We start from the raw sequence: 416 nt of genomic DNA, 5'->3' as shown, positions 1-416 counted from the left end.
CGGCGCGGTCCACGACGTCACCGAGCACGGAGATCTCCAGGCCGCCGTACGACGCGGTGAAGGACCAACCCGCGCCGCAGACCCAGACCTCGCGCACGTCCGCCAGGGAGGCGACCAGCCACTGGGCCTCACGTTCGGAGGCTCCGAAGCGGAGCACTCCCAGTCCTTCCGGCAACCGCACACCGCGACCGGGCAGCAGCTCGAACACCGGCACCCCCTCTCGTCCTCCGTCCGCGCCCTGCCGGAGCGCCTCGGCGCACTCGCGGCGCCGGTCGGCGCCGGGGCGCGTCCACCACGGGTGGCCATGTGGGGCGGTACCGCTCCGCGCGGCTTCACATCTCCGTGCAGCAGCGCAGGACGTGTCGGCGCAGGCCGCGGCCGGGCGTTGCCCGCCGCCCCCTTGACGACCCCCCCCG

The organism is Peterkaempfera griseoplana (genome assembly GCF_001418575.1).
In the GTDB taxonomy this organism is placed as follows: Bacteria; Actinomycetota; Actinomycetes; order Streptomycetales; family Streptomycetaceae; genus Peterkaempfera; species Peterkaempfera griseoplana.
This window is presented reverse-complemented; position numbering follows the sequence as displayed.